The organism is Modestobacter caceresii (genome assembly GCF_000761485.1).
Lineage (GTDB): Bacteria > Actinomycetota > Actinomycetes > Mycobacteriales > Geodermatophilaceae > Modestobacter > Modestobacter caceresii.
This window is the reverse complement of the sequence record NZ_JPMX01000009.1, coordinates 1-23306: the sequence shown is the minus strand read 5'-3', so window position 1 is coordinate 23306 and position 23306 is coordinate 1. Positions and strand designations below refer to the sequence as shown.

The window sequence follows — 23306 nt, the reverse complement described above, 5'->3', positions numbered from 1 at the left end:
CCGGTCAGCGGCCGCCGAGCACCTCGCCGATGACCGGCAGCAGCGCGGCGAACGCCTGCCCCCGGTGGCTGATCGCGTCCTTCTCCGCCGGCTCCAGCTCCGCCGACGTGACCGTCAGGCCCGCCGGCACGAACACCGGGTCGTAGCCGAACCCGTTGCCGCCCCGCGGCTCCCGGACGACCGTGCCCCGCCAGCGCCGCTCCAGCACGTGCTCGCCGCCGTCGGGCGTGACCAGCGCGGCGGCGCAGACGAACGCCGCGCCGCGCCGCTCGTCCGGCACGTCGGCCAGCTGCCCGAGGAGCAGGGCGGTGTTGGCCGGGTCGTCCCCGTGCCGGCCGGACCACCGGGCGGACAGGATCCCCGGCATCCCGTTGAGCGCGTCGACGGTCAGCCCGGAGTCGTCGGCGACCGCGGGCAGCCCGGTGTACCGGACCGCCTCCCGCGCCTTGAGCAGCGCGTTCTCCTCGAACGTCGCCCCGGTCTCCGGCGCCTCGGGGTACTCCTCGACGTCGCGCAGGCCGAGCACCTCGACCCCGGGGACGGCGGTGGCCAGCAGCCGCTGCAGCTCGGCGAGCTTGCCGGCGTTGCGGGTGGCGAGCAGCAGCTGGGTCACGCCGACAACGCCACCCGCTGGGCCAGGGTCAGCTCCGCGCAGCCGGCGACGGCCAGGTCGAGCAGCTCGTCGAGGGTGGCCCGGTCGAAGACGGCGCCCTCCGCCGTCCCCTGCACCTCGACGAAGCCGCCGGTGCCGGTGCACACGACGTTCATGTCGGTGCCGGCGGTGACGTCCTCCTCGTAGGCGAGGTCGAGCCGCGGCTCGCCGTCGATGACGCCCACGCTGACCGCGGCCACCGAGTTCGGCAGCGGGGTCGCGCTGGCCAGCTTGCCGCGCTCCCCGAGCCAGCTCACCGCGTCGGCGAGGGCCACGTAGGCGCCGGTGATCGCTGCGGTGCGGGTGCCGCCGTCGGCCTGCAGGACGTCGCAGTCCAGCGCGATGCTGTTCTCCCCCAGCGCGGCCAGGTCGATGCTGGCCCGCAGGGAGCGGCCGATGAGCCGGCTGATCTCGTGGGTGCGGCCGCCGACCTTGCCCTTGACCGACTCGCGGTCGCTGCGGGTGTGGGTGGCCCGCGGGAGCATCGAGTACTCGGCGGTGACCCAGCCCAGCCCCGAGCCGCGGCGCCAGCGGGGCACGCCCTCGGTGACGCTGGCCGCGCAGAGCACGCGCGTGCGCCCGAACTCGACGAGCACCGAGCCCTCGGCGTGGTCGAGCCAGTTGCGGGTGATGGTCACCGGGCGGAGCTGGTCGGCCGCGCGGCCGTCGGGGCGGGTCACGGGCACCGAGGGTAGTGAGGGCGGCGGCGCGACCTACCCGCGGTCCGGCTCCGCCAGGTCCTGGGTGGCGATCCAGCCCGGGGCGTCCAGCCGCACCGGAGCGGGCCCGACCAGGTCGGTCAGCCGGCGCTCGAGCTCGGCGAGCTGCTCGGCGCCGATCTGCCGAGCCCAGCGGTCCCGGAGCTCGTCGAAGACCTCCTCGCCCTCGCGCAGCATCGTGAACCCGCGCTCGGTCACCTGCAGCCGTTTGCGGCGCGCGTCGTCGGGGTCGACGTCCCGGCCGACGTACCCGCGCTCCTGCAGCACCGCGATCGTCTTCGCCGCCGCCTGCTTCGACACCGACAGGCGCCGGCCCAGCTCGGACGCGCTGTCCGCGCCTGCGGCGATGGCCCGGATGGCGAAGTCGTGCACCGGTCGCACGTCCTCGTAGCCGCGCCGGCCCAGCTCGGCCTGCGCCTCGTCGACCAGCGCACGGAAGCCACCCAGCAGCAGGAGCGCCAGGTCGGCACCGGATCGGGACACCCGGCGATGGTAGCCAGCCGGTGGACATGGACAACCATGTTGTCTACGCTGACCGACAACCTGGTTGGCCATCAAGGAGCCCGTCATGACCACAGCGCCCGCCACCCTCCCGGCGTCACCCACCACCACTCGGCCGTCAACGGCACCCGGCTGCACCACGTCCAGGCCGGCGCCGACGGGTCCCCCGTCCTGCTGGTCCACGGCTTCCCCGAGAGCTGGTGGGCCTTCTCCCGGGTCATCCCTCCGCTGGCGGCCGGGCACCGCGTGCTCGCGGTCGACCTGCGCGGCTTCGGTGAGTCCGCCCACGGGCCGGGCGAGCCCGACAGCGCCACCGCCGCCGAGGACCTGCACCAGCTCATCGCCCAGCTCGGCGTCGGGCCGGTGCACCTGGTGGGGCAGGACATCAGCGGGGCGACCGTCCTCCGGCTCGCGGCCACCCACCCGGCGGACGTGCGCAGCCTCACCGCCATCGAGATGGGGCTGCCGGGCTTCGGCCTGGAGGCGTTCGCCGACGTGACGCGCGGGGGCAGCTGGCACATCGGCGTCCTGGCCGCACCCGGGGTGCCCGAGCTGCTGCTGACCGGCCGGGAACGCGAGGTCATCGGCGGGTTCTTCGCGGCGCTGACCGCGACGCCGGGCGCGGTCACCGACGCCGACCTCGACGAGTTCGTGCGCACCTACGCCCAGCCCGGCGGCTTCCGCGGTGCCAGCGGCCTCTACCGGTCGATGCTGCGTGAGGGCGCGGAGATCGCCGCGCTGGCCGCCGCCCACCCGCTCGACGTCCCCGCTCTCGCCGTGGGCGCCGGGGCGGGCGAGTTCACCGCGACCACCCTGGCCCAGGTCGTCGCCGGCGACGTCCGCTCCGTCGTGCTGGACGGCGTCGGCCACCACGTGGCCCTGGAGGCGCCGGACCCGCTGGCCACCGTGCTGCTGGACTTCTTCCGCGAGGTCGACGCGGACTGAGCGTCCCGGCTCGGCCCGGCGCCCGGTCGCCGGGCCGAGCCGGCCGATGTCATCGTGTGCGCATGCGATCAGAGCTGCGCGCGGTGCGCACCGGAGGTGTCCCGTCCGTCGTCGACCTCACCGACGAGTGCGCCGAGTTCGTCCGCGGCGAGGGCGACGGCCTGCTGCAGGTCTTCGTGCCGCACGCCACGGCGGGGATCGCGATCATCGAGACCGGCGCCGGCAGCGACGACGACCTGCTCGCCCAGCTCGACGAGCTGCTCCCCCGCGACGACCGCTGGCGGCACCGGCACGGCGCTCCCGGGCACGGCCGTGACCACGTGCTGCCGGCATTCGTCCCCCCGCACGCCACCGTGCCGGTGCTCGAGGGGCGGATGACCTTGGGCACCTGGCAGCGCATCTGCTTCGTCGACACCAACGTCGACAACCCCTCACGGCACGTGCGGTTCAGCTTCCTGGCCGGCTGAGGGCAAGCCGGGTTGGGCACCGCCGGTCGGGTGCGGCACGATCCCCCCATGACCGAGCCCGGCATCGACACGGCCCCCGTCCGCCTCGCGCCCGGTGACCCGGCGCCGGAGTTCACCCTCCCGGACGCCGACGGCACACCCGTCGCGCTGTCGTCCTTCCGGGGTCGGCGGGTCATCGTGTACTGCTACCCGGCCGCCCTCACCCCGGGCTGCACCACCCAGGCCGTCGACTTCACCGCCGCGGCCGGGGACCTGGCCGAGGCCGGGCTCGACATCATCGGCGTCTCCCCCGACGTCCCGGAGAAGCTGAGCCGGTTCCGGGAGCAGGAGGAGCTGTCGATCACGCTGGTCTCCGACCCGGAGAAGCAGGTGCTGACGGCCTACGGCGCCTACGGCCCGAAGAAGCTGTACGGCAAGGAGGTCGTCGGGGTCATCCGGTCGACCTTCGTCGTCGACGCGGACGGCCGGATCGAGAAGGCCGCCTACAACGTGAAGGCCACCGGGCACGTGGCGAAGCTGATGCGGGACCTCGGCATCGCCTGAGCCCGCCTCACCTGCTCCGGGTCGGTTGTCCAGGGGCTGGGACGGCGCTGGTCAGCCGGGCTCCGCTCGGGCAGGGTCGTGGCATGAGTGATCAGATCGGCGTCACCGGGCTCGCGGTCATGGGCGCCAACCTCGCCCGCAACCTCGCCCGGCACGGCCACCAGGTGGTGCTGCACAACCGCAGCAGGGGGCGCACCGACGCCCTCGTCGAGCAGTACGGCAGCGAGGGCGACTTCGTGCCGACCGGGTCGATGGCGGAGTTCGTCGGCGCGCTGCAGCGCCCGCGCAAGATCATCGTCATGGTGCAGGCGGGCGCGGCCACCGACGGCGTCATCGAGGAGATCGCCCCGCTGCTGGACGAGGGCGACGTGCTGATGGACGGCGGCAACGCCCTGTTCACCGACACGATCCGCCGCACCGAGGCGCTCACCGCCCGGGGCCTGCACTTCATGGGCACCGGCATCAGCGGTGGTGAGGAGGGTGCGCTCAACGGGCCGAGCATCATGCCCGGCGGCTCGAAGGAGGCCTACGCGCTGGTCGGCCCGCTGCTGGAGTCGATCGCCGCCGTCGTCGACGGCGAGCCGTGCTGCACGCACATCGGGGCCAGCGGCGCCGGCCACTTCGTGAAGATGGTGCACAACGGCATCGAGTACGCCGACATGCAGCTCATCGCCGAGGCCTACGACCTGCTGCGCCAGGGGCTGGAGCTGACGCCGGCCGAGATCGGTGACGTCTTCGCCAGCTGGAACGAGGGCGACCTCGAGAGCTACCTGATCGAGATCACCGCGCAGGTGCTGCGGCACACCGACGCCGAGACCGGTGGGCCGTTCGTCGACATCGTGCTGGACGAGGCCGAGCAGAAGGGCACCGGTCGCTGGACGGTGCAGTCGGCGCTGGACCTGGGGGTGCCGGTCAGCGGCATCGCGGAGGCGGTCTTCGCCCGGGCGCTGTCCGGGCACCGCGAGCAGCGGCAGGCCGCGCAGCGGGTGCTGCCGGGGCCCGACCGCGAGTGGGACGAGCAGGTCGCCGACAAGGACGCCTTCATCGAGTCGGTGCGCCAGGCGCTGTACGCCTCGAAGGTGGTGGCCTACGCCCAGGGGTTCGACCAGATCACCCAGGGCGCCGACCAGCACGGCTGGGACATCGACCGGGCCGCACTGGCCAAGATCTGGCGCGGGGGCTGCATCATCCGGGCGCGCTTCCTGGACCGGATCAGCCAGGTCTTCACCGACGAGCCCGACGTCACCACGCTGCTGACCAACGACTACTTCCGCGGCGCGGTCAGCGAGGGTCAGGAGAGCTGGCGGCAGATCGTGGCGGGGGCGGCCCGGCACGGGGTGCCGGTGCCCGGCTTCGCCAGCGCGCTGGCCTACTACGACGGGCTGCGCGCCGAGCGGCTGCCCGCCGCGCTGATCCAGGGCCTGCGCGACCTCTTCGGCGCCCACACCTACCGGCGCACCGACCGCGAGGGCAACTTCCACACCATGTGGGGCGAGGACGGCCGCGAGGTGCAGACCAGCTGATCCGCGCATGACCGCCGGGCTCGCGCCCCGGTCGCCGGGCTCGTCCTGCAGGGCGAGCCCGGCACCTGCCCCGCGAGCCCGGCGTTCACTGCTCGGCCTCGGCCGCCTTCGCGCGGGCGCGCCGCTTGCCCTCGTGCATCGCGGCCACCCGGGCGACCGGGATGGTGTGCCCCTCGGCGACCAGGTCGGCGGGCAACTGCTGCGGCTCCGGCAGCGCCGCCGCCCACGGGTCGCCGTCCCCGACCCGCTCCCGCGCGGTGCGCACGGTGACGTCCCCCGGCCGGACGTCGTCCAGCTCGTCCCAGCCCACCGGCGCCGAGACCGGCAGACCGGGCCGCACCCGCGGGCTGTAGGCCGCCGCCACCGTGCCCCGGCCCGAGCGGGTCGAGTCGACGAACACCCGGCCACCCCGCTCGGCCACCACGTAGGCGGTGGTCGCCAGCTCGGGGTCGAGGCGCTCGGCCCGGGCCGCCAGGGCGCGGGTGGCAGCGGCGACGTCCTCGGCCGGTGAGCCGTGCACCGGGACGACGACGTGCACCCCCGTCGACCCGCTCGTCTTCACCGCCGCCGTCAGGCCGGCCTCGGCGAGCGCGCGGCGGCACAGCCGGGCCGTGCGCACGACCACGTCGAACGGCGCGCCGTCGGGCGGGTCGAGGTCGAGCACCAGCCCGGTCGGCTGCTCCTCCCCCACCCGGCTGAACGGCACGTGGTACTCCACGGCGCGCTGGTTGGCCAGCCACAGCAGGGTGCGGCGGTCCTCGACCAGCACCTGGTGCACCTCGCGGTGAGCGCGGTCGGACCAGGTGGCCACCGTCCGCACCCACTCCGGCGCGCCCTTGGGCACGTCCCGCTGGATGAACGGAGCTGCTCCGGGCCGCACCCGCTTGACGGTCAGCGGCCGCCCGGCGAGCAGCGGGACGAGCCGGTCGGCGAAGGCGTCGAGGTGGTCGACCAGGTCGCGCTTGGTCACCTCGAGCCCGTCGCCCAGCGGGGAGTCCAGGCTGCTCAGCCGGACGCCGTCCCGTTCCTCGTCGCTGCTGGCCACCGGGTCACCGTGCCCGTCCCCGGCCGCGCGGGCAAGCGGTCGCGCCGTCTGCCTCGACCGGATGAGCTCGCACGTTCCCGACCTCGCCCCGCACCGCACCCGTGCCGACGTCCTCCTGGTGGGCTCCCCTCTGCACGACTCCGTCGACCGGTCGCTCGACGGCCGTCGCGCCCCGACTGCCGTGCGCCGACAGCTGGTCGCCATCGGCGCCGTCGGTCTCGTCGGGCTCGCCGTCACCGTGCCGCTCTCCGGCATGGAGGGCACCGGCCGTCAGTGGGACAACCTGGTGCTCGCCCTGGTCACCGGCCTGGCGCTGTGGTGCGGCACGCCCGCAGCCCACGCCAAGTCCGGTCGAGCACTGCTGACCGCCCGGATCGCCGGCCTCGGCGGTCTCCTCCTCCTCGTGGCCAACCTGCTCACCGGCCTGTCCGTGGGAGAGGGCTACGGCCGTCGGGGCGCGGCCGACCTGCTGGTCGCACTGGCTGCCGGGGTGCCGCTCGTCGTGTGCGCCCTGCTGGCCAGTCAAGCCAGCCGCACACGTTGGTCGATGAGCCTGGTGACCGCCGCTGCGGCCGCGCTGAGCCTGTCCGTGCCCGCCGCCGAGTTCGTCAGCCGGCCGGCGCAGGAGAGCACCTCGCTCACCGGAGTCGTGCCCGACGTGATCGCCGGCTTCGCCTTCTACGCCGCCCTCGCCGTGGGCGGGGCTGCAGGTCTGTGCACCGTCGCGGCGACCGCACTGCGCCGGGCGGTCGCGGCCCAGTTGCTGACCACGTCGCTGTTCGCACTCAGCGCGAGCTCGCTCGCCCTCGCCCTGGTGTCCCGGACCCGGTGGTGGGAGCTCGTCGCCGACGCCGCCACGCTGGCAGCCGTGCTGGTGGCCGTCCTGACGACCACCAGGTCCCCGGACGGACCGCTGGTCCATCCCCGCGACCGCACGCCTCAGGTGTTCCTGCCCGGCGCGGTGCTCACGGTGGCCGCGCTGACCGCGCTGCCGGTGTCCCTGCTGGTCGGCCTCCTCCTGGGCCGGGCACCCACCACCTGGTCGATCGGGGCGACGGCGGTGGTCGTCCTGCTGATGCTGGCGCGCACCATCTGGCGCTACCAGGAGCGCGAGAACCTCGACGCCGACCTCATCCGACGCGACGCCGACGTCCGCGAGCTCGTGTCCGTGGTCTCCGACGAGGTGGCCATCCTCGACGCCGACCTGCGACTGGTCGTGGCCTCCCGCGCCGCACGTGCGCTGCTCGGCCTGCCGACCGGCAGTGACGACGACGTCGACCTGCTGGAGCTGGTCGACCCGGCCGACCGGCCGCGGGTCGAGACGCTGCTCCGGGACGGCGACGACGCACCGCGGGTCATCCGGTTCGCCCTGCGCCCGGTCCCCGAACGGCCCACGGCACAGGTGGAGGCCACCGTGCTGCGCCGCCCGCAGGCAGACCGCCAGGTCCTGCACCTGCGTGACGCGACCGACCACCACGTCCGGGAGCGTGAGCTCGAGCGGCTGGCGTTCACCGACCACCTCACCGGCCTGCCCAACCGCGCGCAGCTGGCCAGTGCCCTGGACGCCGGTGCGGACGGCGCGCGTTGCCTGCTCCTGCTGGACCTCGACGGCTTCAAGGCGGTCAACGACGGCTCCGGCCACGAGGCGGGTGACCTCGTGCTCGTCGAGGTCGCCCGCCGACTGCAACGCCTGGTCCGGGCCGGCGACCTGGCAGCCCGACTCGGTGGCGACGAGTTCGCCCTCGTCCTCACCGGCGACCTGCACGCCGGTGCGGAGACGGCACAGCGGCTCGTCACGGCACTGTCCCAGCCCTACCGGGTCGGCCAGCAGACCCTGCTGCTGGGCACCAGCGTCGGGATCGCCCGGCTGACCCCGGGCTCCGGGCCGATCGCGCTGCGCGAGGCGGACGACGCCCTTCGGGCCGCCAAGGCCGCGGGCAAGGGCTGCTGGCGGTCCGCCAGTGCCGACGGACCGGCGACGGGCCCCGGCGACGTGCTGCAGGGCGTGGCCGAGGGGCAGGTGCAGGTGCGCTTCGACGCCCTCAGCCACGTCGTCAGCGGTCGGCCCCTCGGTGTGCAGGCGCAGCTGCGCTGGGAGCACCCCGCACTCGGCACGCTGGCCGCGGCCGAGGTGTTGGCCGCCGCCGGACGGCAGGGTGCCCAGCGCCCGCTGCGTCGGTGGGTGCTCGAACAGGGCTGCCGGGTGGCGGCGACCGGGGTGGACCTGAACGTCGGCATCCCCCTGACCGCGGACATCGGGGACGCGTCCACACTCGGCGAGGACGTCGCCGACGCCCTCACCGCGGCCGGACTGCCGGCGCACCGGCTGACGCTGACCTTCACCGAGGAACTGCTGCAGAGCGCCTCCGCCGACGTGTTGCCGGCCCTGCGTGCCGTGCACGACACGGGTGTGCGGCTCGCGCTGACCGACTACGGCATGGGCTCGTCCCTGTGGGGGCTGCTGGCGCGGGTGCCGCTCGACGCCGTCGTCGTGTCGCTCGGCTCGCTCGCCGCCACGACGGGCCTGGACCGGGCACTGCAGGTGCTCGCTGGCATCGCCCGTGCAACCCAGGAGGTGCGGGTGCACACGATCGTCGCCGACGTCACCTCGCTGGACGTGCTCGCCCGGGTCAGCGCGATGGGCGCCCATGCGATGACCGGGTCGCTGCTGCCCAGCGGCATGACCGCCGCCGAGGTCGTGGCCCTGGTGCAGTCCCGCGACGGCGCCGCGCTCTCCTGACCCGGTCCTGGAGCTGGTCCCCGTTCCGGGCACGACGCGAACGGAGGACGGACCCCCCGCTTAGATGTCGTGGACGGCGGCGTGCCGGGCGAGCTCGGCGGCCGGGAAGACCGATCGCGCGTCGGCCAACTGCGCCTCGGCGTCCACCCAGGCGGGCACGTGCGTGACGAGCAGCCGGCCGACCCCGGCGGCGGCGGCGTGCTCGCCGGCCTGCCGGCCGGTCAGGTGCAGCCCGGGAGGCAGGTCGGGGACGTCGGGGTAGGCGGCCTCGGCCAGCAGCACGTCCGCCCCCCGGGCCAGCTCGACGACGGCGTCCGACGGGCCGGTGTCACCGGTGTAGACCAGCGACCGGCCACCGGCGGTCAACCGCACGGCGTAGCACTCGACCGGGTGGGCCGTCCGCACCGTCCGCACCTGGAACGGCCCGATCGACCAGCTGCCCGGGCCGACCGGGGTGACGTCGAAGACGTCGTCGATCGGCCCGCCGTCGGCGTCGTAGGCGGCCGCGAGCCGGCGGTCGGCGCCGACCGGTGCGTACAGCGGCACGGCACGGCCGTCGGAGCGGCCCGAGTAGCGGTGCCACACGATGAAGGGCGCCGCGTCCAGGCAGTGGTCGGCGTGCAGATGGCTGAGGTAGACGGCGTCGACCCGACCGGGGTCGATGAGCCCCTGCAGGGCGCCGAAGGACCCGTTGCCCAGGTCCAGCAGCAACGCGAACTCCTCGTGCTCCACCAGGTAGCACGAGGCGGGCGAGGACGGGCCCGGTGCGCTGCCGGAGCAGCCGACGACGGTCAGCCTCATGCCCCGGCCTCCGCACCCGCACGCAGGACGGCGTCGACCTCGGGGCCCAGGAACCGTCGGCCGAGCCGGGCGAAGGGCTCGGGGTCGCCGGTGGCGAGGAACCGGTGCACCGGCGGCGGGCCCTCGGGGTCGCGCAGCAGGTCGGTCCGGGTCAGCACCCGGTACACGTCCTTGGCCGTCTCCTCCGCGCTGGACACCAGCGTGACCTCCTCGCCCAGCACCAGCGACAGCACGCCGGTGAGCAACGGATAGTGCGTGCAGCCGAGCACGACGGTGTCGACCCCGGCCCCCAGCAGCGGGTCCAGGTAGGACTGCGCCAGCCCGACGAGCTGCCGGCCGCTGGTGATCCCGCGCTCGACGAAGTCGACGAAGCTGGGGCAGGCGGCGCTGGTGACGCTCAGCTGGGGGGCGGCGGCGAAGGCGTCCTCGTACGCGCCGCTCCGGACGGTGGCCTGGGTGGCGATGACGCCCACCCGCCCGTTCCGCGTCGCGGCGGTCGCCCGGCGGACCGCAGGGAGCACCACCTCCACCACCGGGACGTCGTAGCGCTCCCGTGCGTCGCCCAGGCAGGCGGCGCTGGCGGAGTTGCAGGCGATGACGAGCATCTTGACGCCGTCGGCGACCAGCTGGTCCATGGCCGCGAGCGAGTGCCGTCGGACGTCGGCGATCGGCCGGGGGCCGTACGGGCTGTGCGCGGTGTCGCCGAGGTAGCGGATCGCCTCGTGCGGCAGCTGGTCGAGGACGGCGCGGGCCACGGTGAGCCCACCGACCCCGGAGTCGAAGATCCCGATGGGGGCGTCGGCTCCCGATGTCGCAGTGCTCATGTCGGCAGCCAGGCTAACGGCCCGGTCGGACATCCCCTCGCGGCCGGGCCGAGACGGCGGTCACGACCCGGGCCCCGGTCAGCGTCGACGCAGCAGCGCCGCGTCCGGGACCAGCAGCCCGTCCCCGGTCCAGCGGGCGCCGGTCAGGTCCCCGACGACGGCGGGCGCATCGCTGGCCAGCGCCGTCCGACCGATGCCCAGCACGGTGGCGCCGGCCGCCAGCCCCGCGCTGACCCCGCTCGGGCTGTCCTCGAGCACGATCACCTCGCCCGGGGGGACGCCGAGCCGGCTCGCCCCGGTCAGGTACGGCTCGGGGTGGGGCTTGCCCGCCACGACGTCCTCGGCGGTCACCACGACCTCGGGCACCGGGACACCGGCGGCCCGCAGCCGCGCGGTGGCCAGCTCACGCACGCCGGAGGTCACCACGGCCCAGGGGACGTCGTCGAGCTGCGCGATGAGGTCCACGACGCCGGGGACGGCGAGCGTGCCGGCGACGTCCTCCAGCTCGTAGCGGGTGATCAGGGCGGTCGACCGCTCGACGTCCTCGGGCTTGACGAACACCGCCACCGTGTCGGCAGCCCGCCGGCCGGGCACCGCGGCCAGCACCTCGGCCGTGTCCAGCCCGGAGTCGACCGCCCAGCGGGACCAGGAGCGCACCACGCTGGGCTCGGAGTCGACCAGCACCCCGTCGTTGTCGAACAACAGCCCCCGCGCCGGGAGCAGCAGCCCGCTCATGCCCAGAGCTGCCCTTCGAGCGCGGCGCTGGCCTCCTCGAGCGTGCCGGCGTAGGCCCCGGTCGACAGGTACTTCCACCCGCCGTCGCAGACGATGAAGACGATGTCGGCCTTGCGACCGGCCGCGACCTCCTTGTCGGCGACCCCGAGTGCTGCGTGCAGGATCGCCCCGGTCGAGATGCCGGCGAAGATGCCCTCGCGCTCGACGAGCTGCCGGGTGCGGTGGATCGCGTCGTCCGGCCCGACGGAGAACCGGGAGTCCAGCAGGTCGGCGTCGTAGAGCTCGGGGATGAACCCCTCGTCGATGTTGCGCAGGCCGTAGACCAGCTCGCCGTAGCGCGGCTCGGCGGCGATCACCTGGACGTCGGGCTTCTTCTCCCGCAGGTACCGGGAGACGCCCATCAGCGTGCCGGTGGTGCCCAGCCCCGCCACGAAGTGGGTGATCGAGGGCATGTCGGCCAGGATCTCCGGACCGGTGCCGGTGTAGTGCGCCTCGGCGTTGGCCGGGTTGCCGTACTGGTAGAGCATCACCCAGTCGTCGTGCTCGGCGGCCAGCCCCTTGGCCACGGCGACGGCCTGGTTGCTGCCCCCGGCGGCCGGGGAGCTGATGATCCGCGCGCCGTACATCTCCAGCAGCTGACGCCGCTCGATCGAGGTGTTCTCCGGCATCACGCAGATCAGCTGGTAGCCGCGCTGCCGGGCGACCATGGCCAGCGAGATGCCGGTGTTGCCGCTGGTGGGCTCCAAGATCGTGCTGCCCGGCTGCAGCCGGCCCTCCTTCTCCGCCGCCTCGATCATGGCGATGGCGGCCCGGTCCTTGATCGAACCGGTGGGGTTGTGGTCCTCGAGCTTTGCCCACAGCCGGACGTCCGGGGTGGGCGACAGCGCCGGCAGCCCCACCAGCGGGGTGTTGCCGAGCGAGTCGACGAGGGAGGCGAAGCGGGCCATGGCGGGTCTCCTGGAGTGGCGGTACCGGGCGGGGAGGCTCCGGGTCAGCAGCCGCCGGCGACGGCGGGGAGGATCGTGACCGAGTCGCCGTCCTTGACGGAGGTGTCGAGCGCACCGGTGAAGCGCACGTCCTCGTCGTTGACGTAGACGTTCACGAAGCGGTGCAGCTTGCCCTCGTCGGTGACCAGACGGCCCTTGATGCCGGGGTGCTGGCTGTCGATGTCGTCGACCAGCGCGCCGAGCGTGTCCCCGTTGCCCTGGACGGTCTTGTTGCCGCCGGTGTGGGTGCGCAGGATGGTCGGGATGCGGACCTCGATGGCCATGGGGGAACTCCTTCTCGCGGGGTGACAGGGGTCGCGCAGGGCGCGCAGGAACGACTGCTCGGGGGAACGCCGGTGTGCGGCCGGCGATTCCGCCGGCCGCGGGGTGAGCTGCGGCTCAGTCGTAGACGACGGTGGTCGGCGAGTGGCCGAACAGGTAGGACTCGACGACCTCGACGTCCTCCTCGCGCACCTCGCCGTCGACGATCCGGAAGCTGCGGAACTCGACCTCGTCACCGGCCAGGCCGGTGCGGGCACCGTGCTCGCGGGTGGAGACCAGCACGTAGTGCGCCTCGGGCTCGGAGGCGTAGCTGATGTCGGTGCGCGAGGGGCGGGCCTCGGTGGCGGTGTGCGAGTGGTAGATGACCACGGGCACCTCGTCCCGGTCGTCCATGTCGCGGTACAGCTTCAGCAGGTCGGCGCTGTCGAACTCGTAGAACGTCGGCGAGCGGGCCGCGTTGAGCATCGGGATGAAGCGCTCGGGCCGGTCACTGTCCTCGGGGCCGGCGACGACGCCACAGGCCTCGTCCGGGTGGTCTTCCCGGGCGTGGGCCACGATGGCGTCGTAGGTCGCGCGGTCGATGCGCAGCACAGGGCCAGTCTAGGCAGCGCCACCGGCCGGCGTCCTCCCCGCCCCGGACGGGCGCCGGAACGGGTGACCGCCGCGGGAACGGATTGCGTCGCGGACGTGTCCGACCGATAACGTCGCCGACCGTGGTGATCGAGGTTCTCATGGTGATCGGCGTCGTCCTGGTCGCGCTGCCGGCCCTGGCCATCGGCTCGGCCCGGCTGCTCCACCGCAGTGGCCGCGCCACCGACCAGCGGACCGACCGGGTGGAGCTGGTGCTCGTGGTGCTCGGCCGGCTCATCGGGCTGGTGCTGCTGGCCGCCCTGTCCGGCATCACCCTGCTGTCCTGCATCGGGGCGCTCGTGCAGGACGTCGACGTGCACAGCCTGGTCTACGTGTTCTTCGTCGCCGACCTGCTCGTCGCCATCCTGGTGCTGCTCACCGTCGGTCGCCTCGACCAGCGGCCAAGGCGTCGATCAACGACCCCTGCACGGCGGTGAGCCAGTAGTAGACGGCCAGCTGCGAGTTCTCGTCGTCGGCCCCCTCGCCCGTGGCGTCGATCTCCGGGGGCTCGGTCTCCGCGGTGATGCCCAGCCGGGTGCCCATCGCCAGCCGGAGGTCGTTGGTCGTGCGCAGCCAGGCGCGCGCCTGCTCGGCGTCCAGCCGCACCTCGCCACCGCCGGGCGGCACGGTGGCCCGGACCATCGCCAGGTCGTCGGCCTTGCCGCTGCGCAGCCCGGCCTCGGTCAGGTCGCGGTACTCGGCGGCCAGCTGCGGGTCGCTGGCGTGACCGCTGGGCAGCAGGCGCTCCAGCACCGGGTCGCCACCGGAGTCGGCCGGGTCGGCGGACAGCAGCTGCTCCAGCTGGTCCAGCAGCAGGCCCACGATGTCGGCCTCGGCGTCGACCAGCCGTGCCACCAGCTCGTCGCCCTTGCGGCGGAACGGCTTCATGCGTCCCGCTGGTACGTGGCCCACAGCCCGTAGGCGTGCAGCCGGTTGGTGTCGTGCTCCATCCGCTCCCGCGGACCGGAGCTGACGATCGCCTTGCCCTCGTTGTGCACCTGCAGCATGAGCTCCGTCGCGGTCGCCTCGTCGTACCCGAACAGCTCCTGGAGCACGAACGTCACGTAGGTCATCAGGTTGACCGGGTCGTCCCAGACGACGGTGACCCAGGGGCGGTCGAGGGCGGACTCCTCCCCCGTCGACGTCTCCGACACCCGTTCGGGCGCGAGCGGTCCGGCCACGTGAGCACTCTAGGACGACCGCCTCCAGCGACGCAGTCGGTGGGCACCTATCGTGCTGCTCCATGCCGCAGAGCCCGCCGCTCAGCCCCGCGATGCTCACCGACCGCTACGAGCTGACCATGCTGGCCGCCGCCCTGGCCGACGGCACCGCCGACCGGGACTGCGTCTTCGAGGTCTTCGCCCGCCGGCTGCCGCACGGCCGGCGGTACGGGGTGCTCGCCGGGACCGGCCGGTTCCTGGAGGCGCTGACCGACTTCCGCTTCGGGGACGCCGAGCTGGACGCGCTCCGGCAGCAGGGCGTGGACGACCCACGACTGCTGGAGCACCTGGCCGGCTTCCGGTTCACCGGGGACGTCGACGGCTACGCCGAGGGCGACCTCTACTTCCCCGGCTCGCCGGTGCTCACCGTGCGGGCCCCGTTCGGCCAGGCCGTGCTGCTGGAGACCCTGGTCCTGTCGATGCTCAACCACGACAGCGCCATCGCCGCCGCCGGTGCTCGGATGGTCGGCGCCGCCTGTGGCCGCCCGTGCATCGAGATGGGCTCCCGGCGCACACACGAGGAGGCCGCCGTCGCCGCGGCGCGGGCCGCGGCCCTGGTCGGCTTCTCGGCCACGTCGAACCTGGCCGCCGGCGCCCGCTACGGCATCCCCACGACCGGCACCAGCGCCCACGCGTTCACCCTGCTGCACGACGACGAGGCGGCGGCGTTCCGCGCGCAGCTGGACACCCTGGGCGTCGGGACGACGCTGCTGGTCGACACCTACGACACCGAGCAGGGCATCCGGACGGCGGTCGAGGTGGCCGGCCCGGAGCTCGGCGCCGTCCGCCTGGACTCCGGTGACCTCGCCATCGAGGCGACCCGCGCCCGCGAGCTGCTGGACTCCCTGGGCGCGACGGCCACCCGGGTCATCGTCACCAGCGACCTCGACGAGTACGCGATCGCCGCCCTGGCGGCCGCCCCGGTCGACGGCTACGGGGTGGGCACCTCACTGGTGACCGGCTCCGGCTCGCCCACCGTCGGGATGGTCTACAAGCTCGTGGCCCGGGACGGGGTGCCGGTGGCCAAGAACTCCGTGGGCAAGCGCTCGGTGGGCGGCCGCAAGCACGCCGTCCGGCGGCACGACGCCGCCGGGACGGCGACCGCCGAGGTGGTCAGCGCGGCACCGGTCCCCGCCCAGGAGCACGACCGCGACCTGATCCGGCCGCTGGTCCGCGGCGGCGAGCTCGTCGATCCCCGATCCCCCGCCGGCTCGCTGGCCGCTGCCCGGGACCTGCACGTCCAGGCGCGCGGCGCCCTGCCGACCGAGGCGTGGTCGCTGTCCCGGGGCGAGCCGGCGATCGACACCGTCACCGGGTAGCCGAGGGCCCCGCCCCGGCGGAGGTCGTCGCCGGGGCAGGATGGGGTCATGACCCGTGCCCTGGTGATCGTGGACGTGCAGAACGACTTCTGCGAGGGCGGGAGCCTCGCCGTCGACGGCGGCACCGCCGTCGCCCGGGCGATCAGCGCCCACGCCGCCGCGACCGACTACGCGCACGTCGTCGCCACCCGGGACCACCACGTCGACCCGGGCGGTCACTTCGCCGAGCAGCCCGACTACCTGGAGACCTGGCCCGCGCACTGCGTCGTCGGCACGTCCGGGGTCGAGCTGCACTCCGACCTGGACCGGCGGCCGATCGAGGCGGTCTTCGACAAGGGCGAGTACGAAGCCGCCTACTCCGGCTTCGAGGGCTCCTTCGACGGGCAGCCGCTGGCCGACTGGCTGCGGGCCCACGGTGTCGACGCGATCGACGTCGTCGGCATCGCCACCGACCACTGCGTCCGGGCCACCGCGCTGGACGGGGTCGGCGCCGGGTTCGCCACCCGGGTGCTGCTGCACCTCACCGCCGGCGTCTCACCGGCCACCACCGAGGCGGCCCTGGAGCAGCTCCGCACCGCCGGCGTGGAGCTCAGCACATCGTCGTCCTGACGGACGACACCGCGGTCAGCAGCCGTGCCCGACTCGCGCGGAGCCGCTGAGCTGCCTTCCGTTCAGCTGGCGTCCAGCACCTCGTCGCGGGTGAAGCCGAGGACCTGGAGGACGGCGTCGAGGTAGGGCTGGTTCAACGCGGCGTGCGCCTGGTCGCGCACGAACGGCTTGGCGTTGAAGGCGATGCCCAGCCCGGCGGCGTTGAGCATGTCGAGGTCGTTGGCGCCGTCGCCCACCGCGACGGTCTGGTCCAGCGGGACGCCGTGCTGCGCCGCGAAGCGGGCCAGCGCCCGCGCCTTGCCCGCCCGGTCGACGACCTCGCCGACGAGCCCACCGGTGAGCCGGCCGTCGGCCACCTCGAGGGTGTTCGCGGCGGCGAAGTCCAGCCCGAGCTCCGCGGCGAGCGGGTCGGTGATCTGGGTGAACCCGCCGCTGACGATGCCGCAACGGAACCCCAGCCGCTGCAGCGTGCGGATCAGGGTGCGGGCGCCCGGGGTGAGGACCAGGTGCGCGCGGACCTCGTCCAGCACGTCCACCGGCAGCCCGGCCAGCACCGCCACCCGCGCCCGGAGGGACTCCTCGAAGTCGAGTTCGCCGTTCATCGCCGCCGCGGTGATCCGGGCGACCTCGGCGGCCCGGCCGGCCCGGGCGGCCAGCTCGTCGATCACCTCGCCGCGCACCAGGGTGGAGTCGACGTCCAGCACGATCAGCCGCTTGCCGCGCCGGGCCAGCCCGACCTGCTCCACGGCGATGTCGGTGCCGGTCTCGGCGGCGACCGTGGCCAGCGCCGTGCGCAGCTCGGTGGACGCGGCACCGGAGACGGTCAGCTCGAAGCTGGTGACCGGGTAGTCCGACAGCCGGCGGATCGCCTCGATGTTGCCGCCCACCCCGGCGATGGCGCGTGCGGCGCCGGCGACCGCAGCAGGCGGGACGGGGCGGCCGAGCACGATGACGTGGTGGCGGGCGGTGCGCTCCTGCCGGGCGCTGCCGGCCGCGGTGGGCTGGACGCTCACCGCGACGCCGGTCCGGGACGCCACCTCGGCGACGGCGGCGCGCAGGCGGTCGGCCAGGGACCCGACGGACCCGCTCTCCGGGCTCCCGACGACGACGCCCAGCACCAGCTGGCCGTGCACCACGACCTGTTCGACGTCGAGGACCTCGACCGGGTGCGGGCCGACCTGGGCGAGCGCGGCGAACAGCGCCGCGGTCACCCCCGGCCGGTCGCTGCCGGTCACGGTCAGCAGGGCACCGTCGGACGTCGGCGGTGCAGCGGTCGGGTCGGTCGGCGCTGGGGCGGCGGCGCGGTCGGTCACGCGGTCATCGTGCCGGACCGGTGATCGCCCTCCGACCGCGCCCTGCCCGACGGTCGCCGGCCCCGGACGCACGGACGCCCCGTCAGCCGATCGGCTGACGGGGCGTCTGCGCGTCCCTCTCAGGAGGCCTTGCTCAGGTCGGGTCCTTGTCGTCGGCTCCCTGGCGGGCGCCGCCGGTGAGACCGGCCTCGCTGGCGTAGGGCTGGTGCCCCTTGCCGGCGTGCGCCTCCATCTCCAGGCGGTCCCGCAGGTGCGGGTAGTGCAGCTCGAACGCGGGGCGCTCCGACCGGATCCGGGGGATCTCGACGAAGTTGTGCCGCGGCGGAGGCGACGAGGTCGCCCACTCCAGCGAGTTGCCGTGACCCCAGGGGTCGTCGCGCAGCGCCAGTCGGCCGTGCTTCCACGACTTCACGACGTTGTAGACGAAGGGGATCACCGAGGCGCCGAGGATGAACGACCCGATGGTGGAGATCGTGTGCATCGTGGTGAAGGAGCCACCGCCGTCGGTCGCGAGGTAGTCGACGTACCGGCGCGGCATGCCGGCGTTGCCCAGCCAGTGCTGGATGAGGAACGTGGCGTGGAAGCCGATGAAGGTCAGCCAGAAGTGCAGCTTGCCGATCTTCTCGTCCATCATCCGGCCGCACATCTTCGGGAACCAGAAGTACAGACCGGCGTAGGCGGCGAACACCACGGTGCCGAAGACGACGTAGTGGAAGTGGGCCACGACGAAGTAGCTGTCGTTGACGTGCCAGTCCAGCGGCGGGCTGGCCAGCAGGACACCGGTCAGACCACCGAGCAGGAAGGTGATCAGGAAGCCGATCGAGAACAGCATCGGCGTCTCGAAGGTGATCTGGCCGCGCCACATCGTGCCGATCCAGTTGAAGAACTTGATCCCGGTCGGAACTGCGATCAGGTACGTCAGGAAGGCGAAGAACGGCAGCAGCACCGCGCCGGTGGCGAACATGTGGTGCGCCCAGACCGCCAGCGACAAGGCGGTGATCGCGATGAGCGCGAAGACCATGCCCTTGTAGCCGAACAGCGGCTTGCGGCTGAAGACCGGGATGACCTCGCTGATGATGCCGAAGAACGGCAACGCGATGATGTAGACCTCTGGATGCCCGAAGAACCAGAACAGGTGCTGCCACAGCAACGGCCCGCCGTTCTCCGGCGAGTAGACCTGCGCACCGAGGTGCCGGTCGGCCAGCAGCGCGAACAGCGCGGCGGTCAGGATCGGGAAGGCGAGCAGGATCAGGATGCTGGTGACCAGCGACGCCCAGGTGAAGATGGACATCCGGAACATCGTCAGGCCCGGCGCCCTGAGGCAGACGATCGTGGCGATGAAGTTGACGCCACCGAGGATCGTGCCGAGACCACTGACCGCCAGGCCCGCGATCCACAGGTCGGCACCGGCGCCGGGGCTGTGCACGCCGGTCGACAGCGGCACGTAGGCGTACCAGCCGAAGTCGGCGGCGCCACCCGGGGTGAGGAAGCCGGAGACGGCGATCGAGGACCCGAAGAAGAACAGCCAGAAGGAGAAGGCGTTCAGTCGCGGGAAGGCGACGTCGGGCGCGCCCAGCTGCAGCGGCATGATCAGGTTCGCGAAGGCGAAGAACATCGGTGTCGCGAAGAACAGCAGCATCACCGTGCCGTGCATGGTGACCAGCTGGTTGTACTGCTCGGGCGAGAGGAACTGGAGCTCGGGGCGGGCCAGCTCACCGCGCATCAGCAGCGCCATGAAGCCACCGACGAAGAACCAGATGAACGACACCGTCGTGTACATCAGGCCGATGGTCTTGTGGTCGGTGGTGCGCAGCAGACCGAGGAGCCGCGATCCCTTCTCGGCCTCGTGGGCCGGGCTCGGCCGGCTCACGATCGGGGCGGGTGCGATCGTCACGGTCGGAGCTTAGACCGTCACGTCACGGCCGACGCGGCGGGAGCAGGAGTCGGTGCGGCGCGTCCCGACCCGCTCCCCCGGGGGCCTGGCCGGGCGCCGGCGGAAGTGCATATGGACGCGGTACGAGGGGCTGTCGGGCCATGCCCGGGCGCACGACCGACGGGCGATGCAGCGGCTCGGGAGTTTGGTCACGTCCGGGCCGGGGAATCGTTGATCTTGCGCTGGACGGACCAGCGCGAGACGGCTCGACCGTCGTGCACCGGAGGTCGCCCGTGGACATCGGTGGGATCCTCTTGACCGTCCTGATCGGCTTCGTCGCCGGTCTGATCGCCCGTGCCGTGGTCCCGGGCAAGCAGGACCTCGGCCTCATCGCCACCCTCGTGCTGGGCCTCATCGGCTCGGTGGTGGGCAACCTTGTGTTCAGCCTCGTCCAGGGCGACGGCCTGGAGTTCGACCTCGGCGGCTGGTGGGCGTCGATCCTGGGCGCGATCCTCGTCCTGGCGGTCTACGTCGCCGCCACCGGCAAGCAGCGTCGCGTCACCCGCTGACCCGCCCGCCCCGCAGCGGTCACCAGCAGGCTCCCCGAGGGCCCGGCCGCACGTCCGGGCCCCCGGCGCGTCCGGGCCCTGGGCGCGTCCGGGCGTGCGCTCAGGCGCGTGTCCAGCTGCCGACGTCGACCGCCACCGTGACCGCGACCGGCTCCGGCAGCGTGGCCACCCGGGCGGCCAGCTCCCCCGCCGCGAGGTGCCGGGCGTGCGGGCCCATCCCGACGAGCGTGCGCACCGCGAGGTGGTCCAGCTCCAGCACCGATCGATGGCCCGCCGTCCCGGCCGGGCACAGGTGCGGCTCGAGCGTGGCGGCCAGCCGGTCGGCCTTGGCCGGGTCGACGTGCAGCAGCCCCAGCGGGCCGACGAGCTCGGCCAGGTGGTCCGCGGCCGGGGTGACGACGACCAACCGGCCGTCCGGGGTCAGCACCCGGGCGGTCTCCGCGCCGTTGCGCGGGGCGAACACGACGAGCACCCGGTCGACGGACCCGGCCCGGACCGGCCAGCGCGCCCAGGAGTCGGCCACCACGGCCATCGCGCGGGGGTGGGCACGGGCGGCCCGGCGGGCGGCGTAGCGGGAGGCGTCGAGCACCACCCCGACGGCGGCGGGCGCCCGGTCCAGCACGCCGGCGAGGTGCGCTCCGGTGCCGCCGCCCGAGTCGAGCAGCGTCCGCGGCGGCGGCCCGGCGAGGGCGGCGTCGGCCAGCGCCGCGGTGATGCCGGCGTAGTGGCCGGCGGCCAGGAAGTCCGCCCGGTCCCCCACCATGGCCGCGGAGTCACCCTCGTGCGGGCTGCCGCCCGGTGGGAGGAGCGTGACGTGGCCCTGCCGCGCCCGGTCGAAGGCGTGCCCGGCGGTGCACCGGAGACCATCCCGGTCAGCGGCGAGCTGCTGGCCGCAGACCGGGCACGCGAGCAGGGCGACCGCGGCCGGTGGGAGCGGGGGCGGGCTCACCGGCGCGGCGGTCGCACGGGCAGCCGGTGCAGCACCACGTCCCGCAGCTGCCCGGCATCGGCCGTGGCCGTGAGGAACGTGGCGAACGGCTGGCGGCGCCGGTCGGTGGGCGACCCGGGGTTGAGCAGCCGCAGCCCGGTGGGTGCGGTCGTGTCCCAGGGGATGTGGCTGTGCCCGAACACCAGGACGTCGACGTCCGGGAAGGCGGCCGCGCAGCGCTGCTCCCGGCCCTTGGCGTCCCCGGTCTCGTGCACCACCGCGAACCGGACGCCGTCGAACTCGACCCGGACCACCTCCGGGAGCCGGTCCCGCAGCACCCCGTGGTCGTTGTTGCCGTACACCCCCACCAGCCGCCGCGACCGCCGCTCCAGCTCGTCGAGCAGGGCCACGTCCACCCAGTCGCCGGCGTGGACGACGACGTCGGCCGCCTCGATCTGCTGCCACAGCGGTTCGGGCAGGTCACGGGCCCGCTTGGGCACGTGGGTGTCGGCGGTGATCACCAGGGAGACGGACACGGGGGCATCGTCCCAGCCCGCCCCGCTCCCTCAGTCGTGGACGGGCGCTTCGTGGTTCCGGTGCCCGGGCGACTCGAGCTGGAAGGTGCAGTGCTCCAGGTCGAAGTGGTCGCCCAGGCAGCTGCAGAGTGCATCGAGCACGCGGCCGCCGTGCCCGTCGGCCAGCGCCTCGTCACTGACGACGACGTGCGCGGAGAGCACCGGCAGACCCGAGGTGATGGTCCAGGCGTGCAGGTCGTGCACGCCCAGGACGCCGTGGACGCCGAGCACGTGGTCGCGCACCTGCTCCAGGTCGACTCCCTTGGGGGCCGCCTCGAGCAGCACGTCCAGCGCCTCCCGCAGCAGCGACCAGGCGCGGGGCAGGACCAGCGCGCCGACCGCGAGGGAGGCGACGACGTCGGCCCCGGTCCAGCCGGTCGTGGCGATGACGACGGCGGCGACGATCACGGCGACGGAGCCCAGCGCGTCACCGACCACCTCGAGGTAGGCGCCCCGGGTGTTCAGCGACTCGCGCTGGCCGGAGCGGAGCAGGGCGAGCGAGCCGACGTTGACCGCCAGCCCGACCAGGGCGACGCCGAGCATCCAGCCGGAGTCGATGTCGGGTGGGTCGCCGATCCGGCGGATCGCCTCGACCAGCACGTACCCGCCGACGACGAGCAGGAGCAGACCGTTGCCGACGGCGGCGAGGACCTCCATGCGCTGCCAGCCGAAGGTCCGCCGACCACGGGCGGGGCGCTGGGCGAGGGTGACCGCACCGAGGGCCATGCCGATGCCGAGCGCGTCGGTGGCCATGTGGGCGGCGTCGGCGAGGAGGGCCAGTGAGCCCGAGATCAGCGCGCCGACCAGCTCCAGGACGAAGACCGAGCCGGTGAGGACCAGGACGACGGCCAGCCGGCCGCGGTGCCCGGCGGCCGTGGTGCCGGAGCCGTGCCCCGCACCGTGGTCGTGACCCATCGCCGTCCCCTCCGTCGCCTCGCGTTCTGACATGCACGATGCCGCATGTCAGCCAGGAACGCCAGGCCGGCCCCCTCGCAGGGGCGGGAGGACGACGAGGTCCTCGATCAGAGCGCGACGCCGCGCTCGCGCAGCCACGGGAGGGGGTCGATCCGGGGCCCGTCGAGGCCGCCGGCGTGCACCTCGAAGTGCAGGTGCGGACCGGTGGACTGCCCCTCGTTGCCGAGCAGCGCGATGGTGTCGCCCGCCCGCACGGTCTGCCCCTCCTCGACCAGGATCTCCTGCATGTGGCCGTAGACAGAGACGTCGCCGTTCGCGTGCTGGACGTAGACCGCCAGCCCGAAGCCACTGGCCGCGCCGGCGCGGAGGACGACGCCGTCCATCACCGCGTACTCGGGGGTGCCCAACGGCGCGGCGAAGTCGATGCCCGCGTGCAGCGTGCCCCAGCGCGAACCGAACTGGCTGGTGAGCCGCCCCTGCACGGGCAGCACGGCCTTGGGCCGGGCCGCCTCGGCGGCGGCCGCCGCGGCCGCCTCGGCCGCGACGCGGTCCGCCTCGGCCTGCACCTGGGCGGCGGCGGCCTCGGCGTCCT

27 protein-coding genes are annotated in these 23306 nt (G+C 74.0%); 9 read left to right on the top strand and 18 right to left on the bottom strand.

Going from position 1 to position 23306, the window contains the following annotated elements; translation table 11 throughout:
• Positions 1 to 4: 4 nt before the first annotated feature.
• From rdgB to IN07_RS02960, 3 genes are read right to left on the bottom strand one after another with little or no spacing between them, the layout of a single operon-like run.
• The gene (gene rdgB / locus IN07_RS02970) at positions 5 to 613 is read right to left on the bottom strand and encodes an RdgB/HAM1 family non-canonical purine NTP pyrophosphatase (protein ID WP_036333467.1); all 609 of its coding nucleotides are present in this window, start codon (positions 611 to 613) and stop codon (positions 5 to 7) included.
• Positions 610 to 1332, bottom strand: coding sequence for a ribonuclease PH (rph, locus tag IN07_RS02965; protein ID WP_036333465.1), 723 nt, complete (start codon positions 1330 to 1332; stop codon positions 610 to 612). The genes rdgB and rph overlap by 4 nt, the downstream gene beginning before the upstream one ends.
• 33 nt (positions 1333 to 1365) lie before the next feature.
• Entirely contained in the window at positions 1366 to 1854 is a 489-nt protein-coding gene (locus tag IN07_RS02960; RefSeq protein ID WP_036333463.1) for a MarR family winged helix-turn-helix transcriptional regulator, read from the bottom strand.
• A gap of 36 nt (positions 1855 to 1890) precedes the next feature.
• On the opposite strand from IN07_RS02960, the gene IN07_RS02955 reads away from it, so the two are divergent.
• The 4 genes from IN07_RS02955 (at position 1891) to gndA (ending at position 5350) form a co-directional block, all read left to right on the top strand.
• The gene (locus tag IN07_RS02955) at positions 1891 to 2817 is read left to right on the top strand and encodes an alpha/beta fold hydrolase (protein WP_081975137.1); all 927 of its coding nucleotides are present in this window, start codon (positions 1891 to 1893) and stop codon (positions 2815 to 2817) included.
• 62 nt (positions 2818 to 2879) lie between these two features.
• Positions 2880 to 3284: a YjbQ family protein gene (locus IN07_RS02950; RefSeq protein ID WP_036333582.1), complete on the top strand. Its 405-nt coding sequence runs from the start codon at positions 2880 to 2882 to the stop codon at positions 3282 to 3284.
• 48 nt (positions 3285 to 3332) lie between these two features.
• A complete protein-coding gene (gene bcp, locus IN07_RS02945; protein WP_036333461.1) occupies positions 3333 to 3827 on the top strand; it encodes a thioredoxin-dependent thiol peroxidase in 495 nt (164 codons plus the stop codon).
• An 83-nt stretch (positions 3828 to 3910) separates the two neighbouring features.
• Positions 3911 to 5350 carry an NADP-dependent phosphogluconate dehydrogenase gene (gene gndA, locus IN07_RS02940; protein WP_036333459.1) on the top strand — a complete coding sequence of 480 codons (1440 nt, stop codon included), beginning with the start codon at positions 3911 to 3913 and terminating at the stop codon, positions 5348 to 5350.
• 85 nt (positions 5351 to 5435) lie between these two features.
• Here gndA and IN07_RS02935 read toward each other — a convergent pair whose 3' ends face one another.
• Entirely contained in the window at positions 5436 to 6395 is a 960-nt protein-coding gene (locus tag IN07_RS02935; RefSeq protein WP_036333457.1) for a DNA polymerase domain-containing protein, read from the bottom strand.
• A gap of 61 nt (positions 6396 to 6456) precedes the next feature.
• On the opposite strand from IN07_RS02935, the gene IN07_RS26610 reads away from it, so the two are divergent.
• Entirely contained in the window at positions 6457 to 9135 is a 2679-nt protein-coding gene (locus IN07_RS26610; RefSeq protein WP_036333455.1) for a diguanylate cyclase domain-containing protein, read from the top strand.
• 60 nt (positions 9136 to 9195) lie between these two features.
• Here IN07_RS26610 and IN07_RS02925 read toward each other — a convergent pair whose 3' ends face one another.
• The 6 genes from IN07_RS02925 to IN07_RS02900 all read right to left on the bottom strand — a co-directional run bounded on the left by IN07_RS02925 (position 9196) and on the right by IN07_RS02900 (position 13354).
• Positions 9196 to 9936 (bottom strand): MBL fold metallo-hydrolase, encoded by a 741-nt coding sequence (locus IN07_RS02925; RefSeq protein ID WP_036333453.1) that lies wholly within the window; start codon positions 9934 to 9936, stop codon positions 9196 to 9198.
• On the bottom strand, positions 9933 to 10760 hold the full coding sequence (gene murI, locus IN07_RS02920) for a glutamate racemase (RefSeq protein ID WP_036333451.1): 828 nt from the start codon (positions 10758 to 10760) through the stop codon (positions 9933 to 9935). The genes IN07_RS02925 and murI overlap by 4 nt, the downstream gene beginning before the upstream one ends.
• Before the next feature lie 78 nt (positions 10761 to 10838).
• Positions 10839 to 11495 (bottom strand): HAD-IA family hydrolase, encoded by a 657-nt coding sequence (locus tag IN07_RS02915; RefSeq protein WP_036333449.1) that lies wholly within the window; start codon positions 11493 to 11495, stop codon positions 10839 to 10841.
• Positions 11492 to 12442 (bottom strand): PLP-dependent cysteine synthase family protein, encoded by a 951-nt coding sequence (locus IN07_RS02910; RefSeq protein WP_036333447.1) that lies wholly within the window; start codon positions 12440 to 12442, stop codon positions 11492 to 11494. The genes IN07_RS02915 and IN07_RS02910 overlap by 4 nt, the downstream gene beginning before the upstream one ends.
• Positions 12443 to 12486: 44 nt before the next feature.
• Positions 12487 to 12765: a MoaD/ThiS family protein gene (locus IN07_RS02905; protein ID WP_036333445.1), complete on the bottom strand. Its 279-nt coding sequence runs from the start codon at positions 12763 to 12765 to the stop codon at positions 12487 to 12489.
• A 115-nt stretch (positions 12766 to 12880) separates the two neighbouring features.
• Positions 12881 to 13354, bottom strand: coding sequence for a Mov34/MPN/PAD-1 family protein (locus IN07_RS02900; protein WP_036333443.1), 474 nt, complete (start codon positions 13352 to 13354; stop codon positions 12881 to 12883).
• Between the two features lie 122 nt (positions 13355 to 13476).
• Between IN07_RS02900 and IN07_RS02895 the strand changes: the two genes are divergently transcribed.
• Entirely contained in the window at positions 13477 to 13830 is a 354-nt protein-coding gene (locus IN07_RS02895; protein WP_036333441.1) for a hypothetical protein, read from the top strand.
• On the opposite strand, the gene IN07_RS02890 is transcribed toward IN07_RS02895, so the two are convergent.
• Both IN07_RS02890 and clpS read right to left on the bottom strand, forming a co-directional pair.
• Positions 13769 to 14281, bottom strand: a complete 513-nt coding sequence (locus tag IN07_RS02890) for a DUF2017 family protein (RefSeq protein ID WP_036333439.1) — start codon at positions 14279 to 14281, stop codon at positions 13769 to 13771. The two genes, IN07_RS02895 and IN07_RS02890, sit on opposite strands and share 62 nt — an antisense overlap.
• Positions 14278 to 14574, bottom strand: a complete 297-nt coding sequence (clpS, locus tag IN07_RS02885; protein WP_036333437.1) for an ATP-dependent Clp protease adapter ClpS — start codon at positions 14572 to 14574, stop codon at positions 14278 to 14280. The genes IN07_RS02890 and clpS overlap by 4 nt, the downstream gene beginning before the upstream one ends.
• A 62-nt stretch (positions 14575 to 14636) precedes the next feature.
• Between clpS and IN07_RS02880 the strand changes: the two genes are divergently transcribed.
• Complete coding sequence (locus IN07_RS02880) at positions 14637 to 15932, top strand: nicotinate phosphoribosyltransferase (RefSeq protein WP_036333435.1); 1296 nt, start codon at positions 14637 to 14639, stop codon at positions 15930 to 15932.
• Positions 15933 to 15980: 48 nt separating this feature from the next.
• Positions 15981 to 16541 carry an isochorismatase family protein gene (locus tag IN07_RS02875; protein ID WP_036333433.1) on the top strand — a complete coding sequence of 187 codons (561 nt, stop codon included), beginning with the start codon at positions 15981 to 15983 and terminating at the stop codon, positions 16539 to 16541.
• 62 nt (positions 16542 to 16603) lie between these two features.
• Here the strand turns inward: IN07_RS02875 and serB are convergent, their stop codons facing one another.
• Complete coding sequence (serB, locus tag IN07_RS02870) at positions 16604 to 17854, bottom strand: phosphoserine phosphatase SerB (RefSeq protein WP_081975136.1); 1251 nt, start codon at positions 17852 to 17854, stop codon at positions 16604 to 16606.
• A 133-nt stretch (positions 17855 to 17987) separates the two neighbouring features.
• A complete protein-coding gene (ctaD, locus tag IN07_RS02865) occupies positions 17988 to 19748 on the bottom strand; it encodes an aa3-type cytochrome oxidase subunit I (protein ID WP_036333431.1) in 1761 nt (586 codons plus the stop codon).
• Between the two features lie 272 nt (positions 19749 to 20020).
• Between ctaD and IN07_RS02860 the strand changes: the two genes are divergently transcribed.
• Positions 20021 to 20296 (top strand): GlsB/YeaQ/YmgE family stress response membrane protein, encoded by a 276-nt coding sequence (locus tag IN07_RS02860; RefSeq protein ID WP_052090629.1) that lies wholly within the window; start codon positions 20021 to 20023, stop codon positions 20294 to 20296.
• Positions 20297 to 20396: 100 nt separating this feature from the next.
• Here IN07_RS02860 and IN07_RS02855 read toward each other — a convergent pair whose 3' ends face one another.
• The 4 genes from IN07_RS02855 to IN07_RS02840 form a co-directional block, all read right to left on the bottom strand.
• Positions 20397 to 21245, bottom strand: coding sequence for a putative RNA methyltransferase (locus tag IN07_RS02855; protein WP_036333429.1), 849 nt, complete (start codon positions 21243 to 21245; stop codon positions 20397 to 20399).
• Entirely contained in the window at positions 21242 to 21760 is a 519-nt protein-coding gene (locus IN07_RS02850; protein ID WP_036333427.1) for a metallophosphoesterase family protein, read from the bottom strand. Before IN07_RS02850 ends, IN07_RS02855 begins: the two co-directional genes overlap by 4 nt.
• A 30-nt stretch (positions 21761 to 21790) precedes the next feature.
• Complete coding sequence (locus IN07_RS02845; protein ID WP_231557966.1) at positions 21791 to 22747, bottom strand: cation diffusion facilitator family transporter; 957 nt, start codon at positions 22745 to 22747, stop codon at positions 21791 to 21793.
• Positions 22748 to 22821: 74 nt separating this feature from the next.
• Positions 22822 to 23306 (bottom strand): M23 family metallopeptidase (locus IN07_RS02840; protein WP_036333423.1); only part of this gene is annotated, 485 nt, incomplete at its 5' end.

Excerpts from the sequence above, each read along its gene's own strand:
- IN07_RS02910 (WP_036333447.1), bottom strand. The coding sequence starts at position 12,442 with ATGGCCCGCTTCGCCTCCCTCGTCGACTCGCTCGGCAACACCCCGCTG.
- IN07_RS02880 (WP_036333435.1), top strand. The coding sequence starts at position 14,637 with ATGCCGCAGAGCCCGCCGCTCAGCCCCGCGATGCTCACCGACCGCTAC.
- murI (WP_036333451.1), bottom strand. The coding sequence starts at position 10,760 with ATGAGCACTGCGACATCGGGAGCCGACGCCCCCATCGGGATCTTCGAC.
- IN07_RS02950 (WP_036333582.1), top strand. The coding sequence starts at position 2,880 with ATGCGATCAGAGCTGCGCGCGGTGCGCACCGGAGGTGTCCCGTCCGTC.
- IN07_RS02845 (WP_231557966.1), bottom strand. The coding sequence starts at position 22,747 with ATGTCAGAACGCGAGGCGACGGAGGGGACGGCGATGGGTCACGACCAC.
- IN07_RS02890 (WP_036333439.1), bottom strand. The coding sequence starts at position 14,281 with ATGAAGCCGTTCCGCCGCAAGGGCGACGAGCTGGTGGCACGGCTGGTC.
- gndA (WP_036333459.1), top strand. The coding sequence starts at position 3,911 with ATGAGTGATCAGATCGGCGTCACCGGGCTCGCGGTCATGGGCGCCAAC.
- bcp (WP_036333461.1), top strand. The coding sequence starts at position 3,333 with ATGACCGAGCCCGGCATCGACACGGCCCCCGTCCGCCTCGCGCCCGGT.
- IN07_RS02915 (WP_036333449.1), bottom strand. The coding sequence starts at position 11,495 with ATGAGCGGGCTGCTGCTCCCGGCGCGGGGGCTGTTGTTCGACAACGAC.
- IN07_RS02875 (WP_036333433.1), top strand. The coding sequence starts at position 15,981 with ATGACCCGTGCCCTGGTGATCGTGGACGTGCAGAACGACTTCTGCGAG.
- IN07_RS02925 (WP_036333453.1), bottom strand. The coding sequence starts at position 9,936 with ATGAGGCTGACCGTCGTCGGCTGCTCCGGCAGCGCACCGGGCCCGTCC.
- IN07_RS26610 (WP_036333455.1), top strand. The coding sequence starts at position 6,457 with ATGAGCTCGCACGTTCCCGACCTCGCCCCGCACCGCACCCGTGCCGAC.
- IN07_RS02955 (WP_081975137.1), top strand. The coding sequence starts at position 1,891 with ATGTTGTCTACGCTGACCGACAACCTGGTTGGCCATCAAGGAGCCCGT.
- IN07_RS02905 (WP_036333445.1), bottom strand. The coding sequence starts at position 12,765 with ATGGCCATCGAGGTCCGCATCCCGACCATCCTGCGCACCCACACCGGC.